This is a genomic window from Shewanella sp. HL-SH8 (genome assembly GCF_051165765.1).
Taxonomy (GTDB): domain Bacteria; phylum Pseudomonadota; class Gammaproteobacteria; order Enterobacterales; family Shewanellaceae; genus Shewanella; species Shewanella glacialimarina.
This window is the reverse complement of sequence record NZ_CP195039.1, coordinates 1485041-1499737: the sequence shown is the minus strand read 5'-3', so window position 1 is coordinate 1499737 and position 14697 is coordinate 1485041. Positions and strand designations below refer to the sequence as shown.

At 40.7% G+C, this 14697-nt stretch carries 15 protein-coding genes, 1 tRNA gene and 1 pseudogene; 8 read left to right on the top strand and 9 right to left on the bottom strand.

What is annotated here, in order from left to right:
- Window positions 1–95: 95 nt before the first annotated feature.
- Together ACRWQN_RS06660 and ACRWQN_RS06655 are read left to right on the top strand one after the other, a co-directional pair.
- Window positions 96–1322, top strand: a complete 1227-nt coding sequence (locus tag ACRWQN_RS06660) for a multifunctional CCA addition/repair protein (protein WP_434940259.1) — start codon at window positions 96–98, stop codon at window positions 1320–1322.
- 278 nt (window positions 1323–1600) lie between these two features.
- On the top strand, window positions 1601–1867 hold the full coding sequence (locus ACRWQN_RS06655; protein ID WP_124017059.1) for an Lpp/OprI family alanine-zipper lipoprotein: 267 nt from the start codon (window positions 1601–1603) through the stop codon (window positions 1865–1867).
- A gap of 446 nt (window positions 1868–2313) precedes the next feature.
- On the opposite strand, the gene ACRWQN_RS06650 is transcribed toward ACRWQN_RS06655, so the two are convergent.
- From ACRWQN_RS06650 to folB, 4 genes and pseudogenes are all read right to left on the bottom strand, one after another.
- Window positions 2314–3156: a putative RNA methyltransferase gene (locus tag ACRWQN_RS06650; protein ID WP_434940258.1), complete on the bottom strand. Its 843-nt coding sequence runs from the start codon at window positions 3154–3156 to the stop codon at window positions 2314–2316.
- A gap of 93 nt (window positions 3157–3249) precedes the next feature.
- Window positions 3250–4050, bottom strand: coding sequence for an undecaprenyl-diphosphate phosphatase (locus tag ACRWQN_RS06645; RefSeq protein ID WP_226410748.1), 801 nt, complete (start codon window positions 4048–4050; stop codon window positions 3250–3252).
- Window positions 4051–4171: 121 nt separating this feature from the next.
- Entirely contained in the window at window positions 4172–4684 is a 513-nt protein-coding gene (gene folK / locus ACRWQN_RS06640) for a 2-amino-4-hydroxy-6-hydroxymethyldihydropteridine diphosphokinase (protein ID WP_434928533.1), read from the bottom strand.
- Between the two features lie 51 nt (window positions 4685–4735).
- Window positions 4736–5088: pseudogene (folB, locus tag ACRWQN_RS06635) on the bottom strand (dihydroneopterin aldolase).
- Window positions 5089–5330: 242 nt separating this feature from the next.
- Here folB and plsY point away from each other — a divergent pair.
- On the top strand, window positions 5331–5942 hold the full coding sequence (gene plsY, locus ACRWQN_RS06630) for a glycerol-3-phosphate 1-O-acyltransferase PlsY (RefSeq protein WP_226410751.1): 612 nt from the start codon (window positions 5331–5333) through the stop codon (window positions 5940–5942).
- 58 nt (window positions 5943–6000) lie between these two features.
- On the opposite strand, the gene tsaD is transcribed toward plsY, so the two are convergent.
- Complete coding sequence (gene tsaD / locus ACRWQN_RS06625; RefSeq protein ID WP_226410752.1) at window positions 6001–7014, bottom strand: tRNA (adenosine(37)-N6)-threonylcarbamoyltransferase complex transferase subunit TsaD; 1014 nt, start codon at window positions 7012–7014, stop codon at window positions 6001–6003.
- Window positions 7015–7325: 311 nt separating this feature from the next.
- Here tsaD and rpsU point away from each other — a divergent pair, with 311 nt between their 5' ends.
- From rpsU to ACRWQN_RS06600, 5 genes are all read left to right on the top strand, one after another.
- Complete coding sequence (gene rpsU / locus ACRWQN_RS06620) at window positions 7326–7541, top strand: 30S ribosomal protein S21 (RefSeq protein WP_434940257.1); 216 nt, start codon at window positions 7326–7328, stop codon at window positions 7539–7541.
- A gap of 7 nt (window positions 7542–7548) precedes the next feature.
- On the top strand, window positions 7549–7992 hold the full coding sequence (locus tag ACRWQN_RS06615) for a GatB/YqeY domain-containing protein (RefSeq protein WP_226410753.1): 444 nt from the start codon (window positions 7549–7551) through the stop codon (window positions 7990–7992).
- A 91-nt stretch (window positions 7993–8083) separates the two neighbouring features.
- Window positions 8084–9811, top strand: a complete 1728-nt coding sequence (gene dnaG / locus ACRWQN_RS06610; protein ID WP_434928531.1) for a DNA primase — start codon at window positions 8084–8086, stop codon at window positions 9809–9811.
- 147 nt (window positions 9812–9958) lie between these two features.
- Window positions 9959–11797: an RNA polymerase sigma factor RpoD gene (rpoD, locus tag ACRWQN_RS06605; RefSeq protein ID WP_434928530.1), complete on the top strand. Its 1839-nt coding sequence runs from the start codon at window positions 9959–9961 to the stop codon at window positions 11795–11797.
- A gap of 184 nt (window positions 11798–11981) precedes the next feature.
- Window positions 11982–12058, top strand: a tRNA-Ile gene (locus ACRWQN_RS06600).
- Window positions 12059–12306: 248 nt separating this feature from the next.
- On the opposite strand, the gene ACRWQN_RS06595 is transcribed toward ACRWQN_RS06600, so the two are convergent.
- From ACRWQN_RS06595 to ACRWQN_RS06580, 4 genes are all read right to left on the bottom strand, one after another.
- Complete coding sequence (locus ACRWQN_RS06595; RefSeq protein ID WP_434940256.1) at window positions 12307–13032, bottom strand: zinc ribbon domain-containing protein; 726 nt, start codon at window positions 13030–13032, stop codon at window positions 12307–12309.
- Between the two features lie 284 nt (window positions 13033–13316).
- Window positions 13317–13880: a YagK/YfjJ domain-containing protein gene (locus ACRWQN_RS06590; protein ID WP_434940255.1), complete on the bottom strand. Its 564-nt coding sequence runs from the start codon at window positions 13878–13880 to the stop codon at window positions 13317–13319.
- A 199-nt stretch (window positions 13881–14079) separates the two neighbouring features.
- Window positions 14080–14454: a hypothetical protein gene (locus ACRWQN_RS06585; RefSeq protein WP_434940254.1), complete on the bottom strand. Its 375-nt coding sequence runs from the start codon at window positions 14452–14454 to the stop codon at window positions 14080–14082.
- Window positions 14455–14457: 3 nt separating this feature from the next.
- Window positions 14458–14667 carry a hypothetical protein gene (locus ACRWQN_RS06580; RefSeq protein ID WP_434940253.1) on the bottom strand — a complete coding sequence of 70 codons (210 nt, stop codon included), beginning with the start codon at window positions 14665–14667 and terminating at the stop codon, window positions 14458–14460.
- Window positions 14668–14697 lie beyond the last annotated feature (30 nt).

Below are 14697 nucleotides of genomic sequence, written 5' to 3'. Positions count from 1 at the left end.
CAAGTTAATGCTTGCGAGGGAGCTTGTCAAAAGTTAGCCGCAAAAATCTAACTCTGGTAAGCTTTAACCCATCAATTAGTTAAAAGTGATGTCAAATGAAGATCTTTTTAGTCGGTGGTGCTGTGCGCGATAAATTACTTGGCCTTGCCATCAAAGATAAGGACTTTGTGGTGGTTGGCAGTCATATTGACGAAATGCGGGCACAAGGTTATCAACAAGTCGGTAAAGACTTCCCGGTTTTTTTGCACCCTAAAACCCAACAAGAATATGCCCTTGCCAGAACAGAACGCAAAACGGGTACTGGTTATCAAGGTTTTAGCTGCGATACTTCTAACGATGTGACATTAGAACAGGATTTGCTTCGTAGAGATTTAACCATTAATGCCATTGCAGAAGATACATCAGGCAAATTGTTTGACCCTTATGGCGGAGTGAATGATATTAAGAGCAGAGTACTGCGTCATGTGTCGGATGCGTTTATTGAGGACCCGCTAAGAGTATTGCGAGTAGCACGTTTTGCAGCGCGCTTTCATCACCTTGGTTTTACTATTGCCCCAGAAACCAAAACCTTAATGCAGCACATTTCAGACTCAGGCGAACTAGCACATTTAACGCCTGAGCGCGTGTGGCAAGAAATAGATAAAGTACTTAGTGGCGATAACCCAGAAATATTTTTCAAAACATTACGCGACTGCGGCGCCCTAAAAGTTATTTTACCTGAAATTGATATTTTGTTTGGCATCCCACAACCAGAGAAGTGGCACCCTGAAATTGATACAGGTATTCATACTTTAATGGTACTGGAACAAGCTAGCTTGCTGACAACCGACAAAGCGGTTCGATTTGCGGCATTAACCCATGATGTAGGTAAAGCTGTTAGCCCAAAAGAAACCTTGCCCAAACATCATGGCCATGGTCAAAAAGGTGTGCCTATTATCAAACGACTATGTCAACGTTTGCGCGTGCCAAATGAGCATTGTGATTTAGCCATGCTAGTCAGCGACCAGCATCAAAATATTCACAATGCAGCAGAATTACGCGCCGAAACCATTATCAAAGTATTCGATAAAGCCGACTTCTGGCGTAAACCACACAGATTAAAGCAGCTTTTGCTTTGCTGCCACGCAGATATGCGCGGCAGGACTGGTTTTGAACATGCAGATTATCCCCAACAGCACTATCTAGCCGCATGCTTTAAAGTGGCCAGTAATATTGATGTACAACAGATTATATCTGCAGGATTTACCGGCGCCGAAATTAAACAACAGTTACAACTTAAGCGGATTGAGGTAATCAGTGAGTTTAAGCAAGCTCAAACCTGAAGAATCGACATATAATGCTTATAAAAAACAATAACAAAATAGGATAAAGCTGTTTTTATTACAACATTTTTAGGATATTTCACTATTGACATCGATAATGTGCACGAAAATACCTAATAAACACCTAAATACTTGCATTTTTCATTTATTTAGCTACTTTAGAGGAACATTTTTCTTTTTGCCTATAGCATAAAATAAAATGTGTGACATAATTACGCCGCTGCAAAGGCATAGGCTTTTGCGCCCAAACTACAACCTATATTTTAAAGGATTTACCCATGAACAAGAAAGTACTGATGATTGCTGGTGTTGCTATGACTGCTTTACTAGGTGGCTGTGCTAACACTACTGCTTTAGAAGAAAGCGTTGCAAACTTAGGTAACAAAGTTGATCAACTATCTGCAGAAGTTGGTTCTTTAAAGTCTGAGCAAAGCAAATTATCTGCTGATGTTAAAGGCGCTAAAGCTGCATCTATGGACGCTCAAGCTGAAGCTAAACGTGCTAATGACCGTTTAGACAACATGGCTTCTTCTTACAAAAAGTAAGAATTGCTATACAGAATTAGCTTATATACATAGGTTGATTATTAGGGCTTGAATGTAGTTCAACTGTTATACAGTTTGAACCAACTTCAAGCCTTAATTGTTTCTGCGGTTTAGAAGGACTTAGATTTTAGAAGGATTCAGACTTTAGAAGATTTAGACTTTAGAAGATTTAGGTTTTAGAACACTTAGGCTTTAGAAAACTTAGATATTATAAGGTATAGATTTAGGCGAAATTGTCAGCTCATACTAAACAAGGCCCTATCAGCAATAGTAGTTTTACCTATATAACTCTCTCCCTATTTTCTCTTACGTCATTTGTAACACAATATCCATTAACACCAAGCCTCACTTAACAGCGAACTAGCAGAACAGTGTTTACTTTTTATCAAGAGCAAAACACTTAGAAAAAGTCCCGTTACAGCCAGCCCGTAAACATGATTAGCACCCTAGATCTTTTTTAGCACTATTACTTCAAACTCACATTTTAAGCCACTGATTGGTGATGACTTAATTTGGTGGCGAATTTCATCATTCGCCCGCCAAGCAAACAACGAGCTATCTAATAAATTAACCGCTTGATCACCTGTAACATCAATTTCAAAAGAGACTTGTTGCAGTGACTCAATGAGCAAACGTTTAGGGATATTAAGTTGTGATGGCTTCTCGACTAAATCTGGATAAACATGTTGTTTAATTTGCCATAAATGCTGGTTACTGGGCTGTACTAACACTATACGACCCGCATCTTTTAACACCCGAAGGCATTCTTGCCCTTTGATAGGTGCATCAAATAAGGTCACCACGTCCATACTTTGATTGGTAAATGGCAGCACCTTGGTAGAGCAGAAAATCAAGCTTGCTGGCGTGTTACCTTTTGACGCTGCAAATAACGCATTCTCGGCGTCTGACACGCCCCAAACTGACATAGGTTGGGTTATCCCATGTGTCATTAAATATTGATGTATTTGCGTTAAATAAAACCCATCACCGCATTGATAATCAAGCCAATTGAGCCCATTTTCAGCAGTTGCTGTTAATGCCAACATCTGTTGTTGCAACGCATCGACTAAAGGCTGAAAAACCCCACTTTGTAATAAGAATTGACGCGCGCGCATTTGTTGGCGTGAAATCGATGATTGCGGTGTTTTCGCCTTCACTTTTACTAAAGGGTAGTAGCCCTGCTCAAGGCGGTCGAAATGATGTTTAGCTTCGCAATAAAAGCCTTTAGAAGCTTCATGTTGATGCAATGGTTGAGAACAGGTCGGGCAAACTAAAGGTAGGGTCATCATATTTTAAATAAACTTTTAATGGGGAAGATAAAAACTAGCAATAAAAAACGGGTAAATTTACCCGTTTAGTTCATTATTCACTAACATAATCAGCTAAAGGTACAATAGACCAAGCAGTATGCTACCTAATATTAGTCGGTAAATCACAAAAGGGGTCATACCGATTTGACTAATATACTTTAAAAAGTAGTGAATACAGACATAAGCTGCAGCAAATGATACCACTAAGCCTAAAGTTAGTGCTTGATAGTCAATTGGTAGCGGGCTTTGAGCAAGATCTTTAATGACTAAAATAGCTGCGCCGCAGCTAACCGGTATCGACATTAAAAATGAAAAACGCGCCGCGGCTTCACGGGTCAGCCCTAGCATTAGCGCCGCTGTCATCGTCGCACCAGAGCGAGATGTACCAGGTATTAATGCCATCGCTTGCGCAATACCAATTAATAACGCTTTTTTCCAACCCATTTGAAATTCATTCAATTGTGCCTTTGACATGCGATCTGCAACCCATAACAACAGCCCAAAAAAAATGGTCGTGATGGCAATAACGAGCGTATTGCGTAAGTGTGTTTCAATAAAATCTTTTGCTAAAAAACCCACTATGACCGCAGGTATTGTGGCTAACACAATCCACCAGGATAATTTACTTTCCTGGGTTTGAGTCTTTGTCACCAAACTCTTGGTCCACGCCTGTGTAAGCGACACAATTTCAAGACGAAAGTAAATAATTACAGCAAAGAGTGAACCTGTGTTAACCGCCACATCAAAAGAGAGACCTTGATCTTCCCATCCAAATAATTGGGCAGGAAGAATTAAATGTCCCGAACTTGATATAGGTAAAAACTCAGTTAACCCTTGAATTAAAGCTAAAAATATAACTTGTAGCGATTCCATACTTGTCCTTGTTTAGATTACATTTTTTAATTTTGCTAATATTTACATACGCTTAAAAACTTTACATACACTTAAATCACGGCAGTAATTGAATAGCCATCATGTGCACATAGACTCAGGCTTAAGCAATTTTATGGTGTAACTGGGCTGGGAAAACAAAATTAACAGGCCATAACTGTTGTTGCTGTTTGTCATACTGCTGCCAAAGCGTTTCATACGAAAGACCCACAGTAGGATGTAAAACATTAGGTGCTAACTCCGCCAACGGCCAAAGTACAAAAGCATTAAATAAAATTTCACCACGGGGTAACTCAACGGGCTGAACAGTCACTTTGTCGTCATAGAGTAACAAATCAATGTCTAAACTACGCGGGCTAAACTTTTTCTCACTGCGAATACGACCATTGGTTTGCTCAATCATCTTAAACACAGCCACAACCTCTGCAATAGACATATCAGTGTCAGCACTGGCTACCATATTTAAAAAGTTAGTCCCTTTAAAACCCACAGACTCACTTTCATACACTCGTGATAAAGATAGTTGGCCAAAATGCTGTTGTAAATCTAACAGACCAGCTTTAAGGTGTTGTTCAGGTTCAATATTTGTTCCTAAACTGATATAAATCTTCGCCATTAAGTTTATTCGTCCACGCTATGTTAAAAAGTGACTCATCATGAGCTAAAATTATATGCTGCCACGCTCAATAACAACACCAACAGAATCGGCATGTTGCACTGCACCAGGCTTCATAACCACAACCTTGACCCAAGGTACGTTAAATTCACTCAGTAAACACTGGGCAATCATCTCCGCAACGGTTTCAATTAACTCAATAGGTTTTTCAATGATCAGCGCAGTTAAACGATTTGAAACGGTTTCATAACACAAGGCGTGTTGATAATTGTCACTGGCCGCAGCTAAACGATTGTCCCAAGCCATATCTAAGTCAATCAATAGGGTTTGATGGATCTTTTTTCCCATTCATAAATCCCTATCACAGTATCAATTTTTAACTGCCTAATAAGCACTTTATCCATCTGAAGCTCCATAAAATAGCCTTGAGAGACCTTGTTCAAAATTAATTCCAGATAAACAGTGATATTCTCACCATCTGGTCTTTTGCCTGCACGCTTAAAGCAGTAGGATAAGCAAATACAAAAACAAAGGTAACGAATTTAATTCATACCAAGGAACCGTTTTTGATTTTTGCAAAATTATTTGCAACAGCGCATTAAAAAATTATGCGCGATAATACCCTAAGACGAGTAAGGAAACCAATTTGAACACCATAGCTTTGACCATTTTGATGATAATAATCGCTTATTTAGCAGGTTCTATCTCGAGTGCGATACTGGTTTGTAAAATGAGAGGTTTACCTGATCCAAGAGAGCAAGGTTCTGGCAACCCTGGCGCTACAAATGTGTTACGCATTGGTGGGGCAAGTTCTGCAATATTAGTGTTATTTTTCGATATGCTTAAAGGCGCTATCCCATCTTATTTAAGTTACCTAATGGGATTAGATGCAGCCTCTCTAGGCTTTATTGCCGTAGCAGCATGCTTAGGTCATATCTACCCTATCTTTTTTCAATTTAAAGGCGGTAAAGGTGTTGCTACAGCCTTTGGTGCAATGGCCCCCATTGGTCATGATCTTGCTCTGTGTTTAGTCGCGACATGGATAGTATTGGTTATTATTACCCGTTATTCATCTGTATCAGCCATGGCAGCTGCTTTACTGGCACCGGTTTACACTTGGCTATTAGACGAGCGTTTTGTGCTTCCTGTGGCAATGTTATCAACACTGATATTAATTCGACATAAAGATAATATTGAGCGTTTACGAATTGGTGAAGAAAGTAAGCTCACCCGTAAAAGAAGCAATAAAAAAGCTTAACGGTTTAAAACACGCTAAGCTTTTCTGATAATATAAACAATACAAGATTAACCGTAGATTACACCGCAGGTAAGGTATCAAGCGGCCAACGAGGTACACCTTTAACCGCTAAATCTTCAATTTGGCCCGCTTTTAAGCGCTGCATACCGGCGTAGGCAATCATGGCACCATTATCAGTACAAAACTCGCCACGAGGGTAATATACCTTTCCGCCCATATCCTGCATCATTTTCGCTAATGACTCCCTTAGGCGCGTATTAGCGCTCACACCGCCAGCAATCACTAATCGTTTATAACCAGTGAGTTTCAATGCACGCTTACATTTAATAGCCAGCGTATCAACCACAGCCTCTTCAAACGCTCTAGCGATATTGGCATGTGTTTGTTCATCACTTGGCTCAGCAGCAATGGTATTAGCCGCAAAAGTTTTTAGGCCAGAAAAACTGAAATCAAGCCCGGGACGATCGGTCATTGGACGCGGAAAACGATAACCCACATCAAGCCCTTTAGCGGCTAATTTAGCTAAACGCGGCCCACCTGGGTAATCCAAGCCTAATAACTTTGCTGTTTTATCAAATGCTTCACCAGCTGCATCATCAACAGACTCACCCAACACTTGGTATTGGCCAATTCCTTCAACCTGCACCAGCATTGAATGCCCCCCCGACACTAGCAAAGCCACAAACGGAAACTCGGGAGCATCATCCTCTAGCATAGGGGCAAGTAAATGCCCTTCCATATGATGAACACCAACCGCGGGTTTGTCCCAGGCATAAGCCAGCGAACGCCCAACACAAGCACCCACTAACAAAGCACCAATTAGGCCTGGTCCTTTAGTAAAAGCAACCCCATCAATATCATTAACAGACGAGTTAGCCTCAGCTAAAGCTTGCTTAATTAACGGAACGATTTTACGCACATGGTCACGAGAAGCTAATTCGGGTACTACGCCACCATAGTCTGCATGAAGCTTTACTTGGCTATACAATACGTGAGAAAGTAACCCTTGCTGATCATCATAAATCGCGATGCCAGTCTCATCACATGATGTTTCAATACCAATAATGCGCATAATGCCTCGTTTTCAATAAATAAGGCGGCCAATTCTAGCGCTTGAAGCGATTTTTCTCCAGATAAAATCTGTATCGTCTTTAGTGGTATACGCGCCGATCATTTTTGATCGCCGATCTAATCACAAAAACAACCAGTTATTGTCATTAGGCCCGATGATGTGCAGACAATCAGAACAAGGGGTTTACAAAGACCCTTGCCTCGGTGTAAAATTCCGCACCATTTTAATTAGCCTTTGGCTATTTAAAAGTTTAAGTTAAAAAACTAAAACATTTAATATCCAACTCAACTACACCTAAGGGGTGATGGCGTATGCCAATTATTAAAGTACGTGAAAACGAACCATTCGGCGTAGCTCTACGTCGTTTCAAGCGCTCTTGTGAAAAAGCTGGTATCTTAGCGGATGTGCGTGCTCGTGAATTCTACGAGAAGCCAACTACTGCTCGTAAGCGTGCAAAAGCTGCTGCAGTTAAACGTCTAGCTAAAAAGCTTTCTCGCGAAAACGCACGTCGCGTACGTTTATATTAATCTCATTATGAGCCTAATCGATCAGCTAAAAGAGCAGATGAAAGATGCTATGCGTGCCAAAGAAAAGGTGCGTTTAGGTACTATTCGTATGGCACTCGCTGCCATCAAACAAGTTGAAGTGGATACCCGCGAAACCTTGAATGATGAACAGGTGATAGCTATCTTAACCAAAATGGTCAAGCAACGTCGTGATTCAATGTCTCAATATGAAGCAGCGAATCGCCCAGAGCTTGCACAAGTAGAAGCGGATGAAATTCAAGTAATTGAAACTTTCTTACCCACACCATTAACTGAAACGGAAATTGCGGCGATTATCGACGCAACTATCGTAAAAGTAGGTGCTACTAACATGGCGGATATGGGCAAAGTAATGGGAGCATTAAAATCTGAAGTTCAAGGCCGTGCTGATATGAGTGCCATCGGTGCTTTAATCCGTACAAAATTGAAGTAAATCAGGCGTTAATGTTGAATAAGCCGTGCACCTGCACGGCTTGTTTGTTTACATCAATTGATAAAGTGACTTCGAGAATATATAGCAATCAATGGCGATCCCCCGTGATTTTATCAATGAACTTATTGCTCGCACAGATATTGTCGATCTGATCGATCGAAAAGTACCATTGAAAAAAGCTGGTAAAAACCATTCAGCTTGTTGTCCTTTTCATAGTGAGAAATCACCGTCTTTTACTGTCAGCAGAGATAAACAGTTTTACCATTGTTTTGGTTGCGGTGCCCATGGCAATGCAATTGATTTTATAATGGAATATGATCGCTTAGAATTTGTTGATGCTATTGAAGAACTAGCGGGTCAACTCGGATTAGATGTTCCACAGGAAAATGGCAATGCAAAACGCCAGGATCATGGACTCAGTCGAGATTTATATCAGTTGATGGAAGAAGCAAGCTTGTTCTACCAAAGCCAACTGAGACAGCATCAAGACAAACAAAAAGTATTAGACTACCTTGATTTTAGAGGGCTTTCTGAAGATGTTATTAAACACTTCGGCATTGGCTTTGCCCCTGACGGCTGGGACGGATTATTAAGCCGCTACCGTCAAAATCAGACATCACTGGATAAACTACTTACTGCTGGCATGTTAATAGAAAATGACAGCGGTAAACGATATGACCGTTTTCGCGACAGGTTAATGTTCCCCATTCGCGATAGACGTGGCCGAGTTATCGGCTTTGGTGGAAGAGTTTTAGGTGAAGGTACCCCTAAATACTTGAATTCTCCAGAAACGCCCATATTTCATAAGGGTAATGAACTTTACGGTTTATACGAATTAAAGCAACGACACCGCGATCCACAGCAAATATTAATTGTTGAAGGTTACATGGACGTAGTGGCACTAGCACAATTTGAAGTTGATTATGCCGTCGCCTCACTCGGCACCTCAACCACAGCTGAACAATTTCAGCTTTTGGTCCGTAGTGCTAAAGAGGTCATATGCTGCTATGACGGTGATAGAGCTGGTCGCGAAGCGGCATGGCGAGCATTAGAAACGGCGTTACCATTATTGAAACCGGGCGATTTGGTAAAATTTATGTTTTTACCACAAGGTGAAGACCCTGACACCATGGTGCGAAAAATAGGTAAAGACGCATTTGAAGCTTTAATGCAACAAGCCATGCAGTTACCTGACTTTTTATTTGAAACATTAAGTCATGCACACGGCACAGATAAAGGCGCCTTGGCTAAACAAGCCCTAGCGTTGATTGAAAAAGTGCAAGACAGCGTATTACAAAATTTATTGCTGGAAAGTTTATCCCATAAACTGGGCATGAACAGCAGCGATGACTTAAAGAAAAAATTAGGCTTTGCGGTAAAAAAACCGCAGCCGCTTAATGCAAAAGGGTTACAAGGTCGCGGTACACCTCTGAGGTTAGCCATCGCTTTGTTAATACAAAAACCCAGTTTAGGTTTTGGACTAGCACCACAGCCTGCATTAAACAAAATTCAAATGGCTGGCATTGAATTGCTTAACCATTTGCTTGAAATAACTCGAACTCAGCAATTTAATAGCGCACAACTACTTGAAATACATAGAGAGCATCAGCATAAGAGCACTCTGATTAAGTTGGCCCAATGGGATCATCAAGTGGCGGATGAAAATGTGCTGACCGAGTTTAAACAAACCCTGATATGGTTGACTAACCAATATATAGAACAACGCTATCAGGAACTTAGTCTAAAACAAACTTTAACAAAAGCTGAGAAAGTACAGCTAAGTAAGCTGATTTCAATAATGAAAGGTGTTGAGAAGTAACCCTAAAGTAAACAAACTTTAGCGGTTAAAACCACACCATGGACTAGCTAAGATGAGTCCACGCAGCTATAATTGACGATTTGCGCGACACTAAGCTAGGCTAAGTGTCCCGTCGTTATTTCAGTTCCCCAAACTTGGATGATATCTATGGATCACACTCCGCAGTCGCAACTTAAACTGTTGCTCGCTAAAGGTAAAGAGCAAGGTTATTTAACCTATGCAGAAGTGAACGACCACTTACCTGCAGACATGGTCGATTCCGATCAGATTGAAGATATTATCCAGATGATAAATGACATGGGTATTCGAGTGTTTGAAGAAGCACCGGACGCCGATGACATGATGATGTCGGAAGACAACACAGACGAAGATGCAGCGGAAGAAGCCGCAGCCGCTTTAGCCACAGTTGAAAGTGAATTAGGCCGTACAACCGACCCTGTGCGCATGTACATGCGCGAAATGGGTACAGTTGAGCTTTTAACTCGCGAAGGCGAAATTGTAATTGCAAAGCGTATTGAAGAAGGTATTAATACCGTTCAATGCTCTGTAAGTGAATACCCACAAGCTATTGCAATGATCTTAGAGCAATTCGACCAGTATGAAGCTGACGAAATTCGCTTGTCTGATATTATCTCTGGATTTGTAAACCCTGACGATGACGATGTCGCCCCTACCGCCACTAACATTGGTTCTGAAGTCCCTGATAGTGATGATGACGATGATGACGATGATGACGATAGCGACGACGATGAAGATGAAGAAGAAGGTCCAAAAGGCCCGGACCCTGAAGAAGCTAAAGAAAAATTCACTCAATTACGCGAAGCTTATGAAAAAAGCCTAGCCATTATTGCTGAAAAAGGGCGTGATCACCCTGAAGCTATTGGTTCACTCTTTGTCATCGGTGAGCTATTTAAAGAATTCCGCCTAGTACCTAAGCAGTTTGATCGCTTAGTAAAAAGCATGCGCACCATGATGGATCGCGTACGTATTCAAGAACGTCTAATTCTTAAACTTGTTGTTGAACAAGCTAAGATGCCGAAAAAGAACTTTGTTAAGGCCTTCACAGGTAAAGAAACCAATCTTGATTGGTTTATCAAAGAAGTCGGCAGCAGCAAGCCATACGCAGAAGGTTTACGTATGGTAGAAGATGATGTTAATCGTTGTGTTCATAAACTTGACGTCATTGAAAAAGAAACAGACTTAACTATTGCTGGTATTAAAGATATCAACCGTCGTATGTCAATCGGTGAAGCGAAAGCCCGCCGAGCCAAAAAAGAAATGGTTGAGGCTAACTTACGTCTGGTTATCTCTATTGCTAAAAAGTATACCAACCGTGGTTTACAATTCTTGGACTTGATCCAAGAAGGTAATATCGGCTTGATGAAAGCGGTTGATAAATTTGAATATCGTCGTGGTTATAAGTTCTCAACTTATGCAACCTGGTGGATCCGTCAGGCGATTACTCGTTCAATTGCTGACCAAGCGCGTACTATTCGTATTCCAGTACACATGATTGAAACGATCAACAAGCTAAACCGTATTTCACGTCAAATGCTTCAAGAAATGGGCCGCGAGCCGTCTCCTGAAGAATTAGCTGAACGTATGATGATGCCTGAAGATAAGATCCGTAAGGTACTGAAAATCGCTAAAGAGCCAATCTCAATGGAAACCCCAATCGGTGACGATGAAGATTCGCATTTAGGTGATTTTATCGAGGATACTACTCTCGAATTACCTTTAGACTCTGCGACTAGCGAAAGTCTGAAAAACGCAACCCACGAAGTGTTAGCTGGCTTAACAGCCCGTGAAGCAAAAGTACTGCGTATGCGTTTTGGTATCGACATGAATACCGACCACACGTTAGAAGAAGTGGGCAAGCAGTTTGATGTAACGCGTGAGCGTATTCGTCAAATTGAAGCGAAAGCGTTACGTAAATTACGCCACCCTTCTCGCTCAGAAATCTTAAAGTCATTCTTAGACGAGTAATTGTCAGAAATAATTTAGAAAAAACCTGCTTCGGCAGGTTTTTTTATCTGTCAAATCAGTCATATTGATTAACAGATAACCAATTAGAACAAGATATTATAATTCAATGCAGATCACGGGTGACAAGCAAGAATAAACTTCGTATAATTCCCCCCGCTTTCGATAGTGACGACTATCTTAAGTCGGCCCCTTAGCTCAGTTGGTTAGAGCATACGACTCATAATCGTCAGGTCCCCAGTTCAAGTCTGGGAGGGGCCACCAATTCTGATAAGGCGTAGCAGGTTAATACCTACTACGCCTTTTTCATTTCTGATGATTACAGGTGCTGTAATGGGTGCTGTAAGTCATTTGTCAAAGCGACTGTGATTCCTTTTTCCCTCATTCAAACCTTAGGACACATTAGCTTCCGTTGTTGAATACAATGGAAATAAAAAAACCCTGACTTTTGAAGGTCAGGGTCAATAAGCGAGTAGTCTATCCATCTATATTGTTAAAAATAAATATGAGGGTTATTTATTTTTAGCACATTGCGAACGTATTTCAGCCAGTGCTTTTGATGACCCATTGAGAGTGTACTCAAAATAAGTTGAAGACTGACCGTACCAATGAAGTTCAAGTTTTGCTGTATTTGAACGCTCTACCTTGCTGATTGATTCCTTTCTATTTCTAAAGTGAATAAATTTTGATGACCAATCTTGAGTTAATTGAACATTCTCGACTACGTCATCCCACCTAATTCTAGTGTTAATCAAATTATAACCTTCGAGTGTTTCGGTATCAGTGAGGTTGGGGGAATTATTAAAGCCGAAGTAAATCCATTCACTGTTTTTATCACACCCAATCGCAAGCCAACTACTTACATCACGATATGGAAAGTCCATTTCTTGAGCGGGATAGCTTGTAGGGGATGCCGCATAAGCAGAAAACGCTCCTGTCATCTCATCTTTCGAAGAAGATGTCCTCCATGCTGGCTTTGATGGAATAGCCTTTACAGGTAACTCTTTTGGCTTGCTAGGTAAAACAACCGCGCTCTTTGCCTTAGCATTAATAGCAGGCGTTAGCTCTTTTTTAGTTACTGGAGCATTTGCCAATAAATAAACCACAAGCAAAATAAACATTAACGCCATCCATGTAATCAACGAAGTTTTTTTCTGTGGAGCAGTACCGCAACTTGGGCAAGCCTTAGCCTTTGTACTGACTTGCTCACCACATTCTTTACACTTTACAACCGCCATTGTTCTTCCTTGAAATAAGTTAATTAAGCTTTAGATGAATTATCAACCACCTAAACCCCGACCCAGCATCATAACCATTACTGAAACTAGCGACAATTCAAAATTGGGCTTCCTCCCCTAAATTATGGTTTTGCCGTTTTAAGACTAAATACTGTGGAAAATGCTAAAGCACCATAACAAAACTTAACATTTTCACTTAAGCCTGTGTTTTAAAATGAGCTTAATGTGTCCGAAAATACCGTTAAATACCTTCTTTTTATGGACTCAAAAAAATCATTTGAATGTTAGGTTTTGATAAGTCGTTTTTTTAATCGACTAGAACCAAAATCCTTTGTTTGCGCAGGTCTGTAGCCTTTAGTATTGACCTTAGCCAAGTATGAAACTCTTTTAAAAACTTTCTCAAAAAGAGGCCAGTTATTCGGCTTTATGACGTAATAACAATTCTTTGGAATATGCGCTTGTCCGCCAGTCATACCATTCCATACTTCAATGACGGCATCAGTGACTGTTCCACTGTAATGGATTATGTTTTTGTCCACGATAACGATAACGTGATAATGCTGTTGCTTAGCTTTGCTCTGCTCTCTAACCCAAAGATGCCCAATCTTTAGCGCCGCATATTTTCGTTTAAGCTTCTTACCAAATCTCCGCCAAAAAGTCGTCATCGCTTTATTGTTTTCACTGTAACCATTCATCCTTAAATCAAACCGAATAACCATCACACAAGAGCTATAAGTTAACATTGCCGCCAATTGATCTGCGCACCGATATAGAATTTTAGGCAACCATCCTAATTTTGCGTTAGGTACTTTAAATTCTTGGCCAAATAAAAGGCAGTATTCTTTCATACTAGATCTAGTGCTGGTAGTAGATCCTTTATAGATATTATTTAAACGGGTCAAAAACCTAACCTCCGATTCGCTGCGCTCGTTGTCTCTATTGGTGTTTATTTTTCCAATATCGATAACAAGGGGTAAAAAACCTAACATACTTAAAAGCAGTTTTTAGGCTGGTAGCCATGTGTTTATTGGCCACCAGCAACTATCACTATTTAAATGCCTTGAGTAGGTTTTCAACGTCTGGGATAGGGTCTAATTCATAGCATATCCGACTACGCTCTATTAGCTCAGCCAGCTGTCTAGCAGACTTATTATCATGTAGCGCATGCGGCCAATATCGCTTGCCGCTTAGCGTTATTCTAGGCGGTAGTTTGATTACGTTAATTTGAAATTTTCGAGATAAATCGCTCGGTGTATTTCGCGCTGACGGCGCATGATATTTATCATGCCAATCATTACTTGATACGCCAAAAGGGGCGGGGTTTCGTAGTAGTAATTCAGCCCTAATAGCTAAATCACGCGTTAGTATGGTTTTATTTAATTGTGCTGTTGGTGCTTCATTGGGGGTGTTTTGCTTTGTCATAGCTTAAGCCTCCCCGTTTTCAAACTTGATAAGCTGCTCTTCTGTCCAGCCTAAAAGAACTTTGCCAGCCCGCTTTGGTGACGCTAAGGTTTTATCCTTGGCCCACCAGCGCCAAATAGTACGCTTATCTCTATTAAAACGTTTTTCTAAATGGCTATAACCGTAATATTTTTTTGCGAAAGTATCTGAGCTAATAAGGGATTTAGATATCATGTCATTTCCTCTTGTTGTATGACAAGAGAC

Bases quoted from the DNA above. Each gene is read 5' to 3' on its own strand.
- ACRWQN_RS06660 (WP_434940259.1), top strand. From the start codon at position 96: ATGAAGATCTTTTTAGTCGGTGGTGCTGTGCGCGATAAATTACTTGGC.
- ACRWQN_RS06655 (WP_124017059.1), top strand. From the start codon at position 1,601: ATGAACAAGAAAGTACTGATGATTGCTGGTGTTGCTATGACTGCTTTA.
- ACRWQN_RS06650 (WP_434940258.1), bottom strand. From the start codon at position 3,156: ATGATGACCCTACCTTTAGTTTGCCCGACCTGTTCTCAACCATTGCAT.
- ACRWQN_RS06645 (WP_226410748.1), bottom strand. From the start codon at position 4,050: ATGGAATCGCTACAAGTTATATTTTTAGCTTTAATTCAAGGGTTAACT.
- folK (WP_434928533.1), bottom strand. From the start codon at position 4,684: ATGGCGAAGATTTATATCAGTTTAGGAACAAATATTGAACCTGAACAA.
- tsaD (WP_226410752.1), bottom strand. From the start codon at position 7,014: ATGCGCATTATTGGTATTGAAACATCATGTGATGAGACTGGCATCGCG.
- rpsU (WP_434940257.1), top strand. From the start codon at position 7,326: ATGCCAATTATTAAAGTACGTGAAAACGAACCATTCGGCGTAGCTCTA.
- ACRWQN_RS06615 (WP_226410753.1), top strand. From the start codon at position 7,549: ATGAGCCTAATCGATCAGCTAAAAGAGCAGATGAAAGATGCTATGCGT.
- dnaG (WP_434928531.1), top strand. From the start codon at position 8,084: ATGGCGATCCCCCGTGATTTTATCAATGAACTTATTGCTCGCACAGAT.
- rpoD (WP_434928530.1), top strand. From the start codon at position 9,959: ATGGATCACACTCCGCAGTCGCAACTTAAACTGTTGCTCGCTAAAGGT.
- ACRWQN_RS06595 (WP_434940256.1), bottom strand. From the start codon at position 13,032: ATGGCGGTTGTAAAGTGTAAAGAATGTGGTGAGCAAGTCAGTACAAAG.
- ACRWQN_RS06590 (WP_434940255.1), bottom strand. From the start codon at position 13,880: ATGAAAGAATACTGCCTTTTATTTGGCCAAGAATTTAAAGTACCTAAC.
- ACRWQN_RS06585 (WP_434940254.1), bottom strand. From the start codon at position 14,454: ATGACAAAGCAAAACACCCCCAATGAAGCACCAACAGCACAATTAAAT.
- ACRWQN_RS06580 (WP_434940253.1), bottom strand. From the start codon at position 14,667: ATGATATCTAAATCCCTTATTAGCTCAGATACTTTCGCAAAAAAATAT.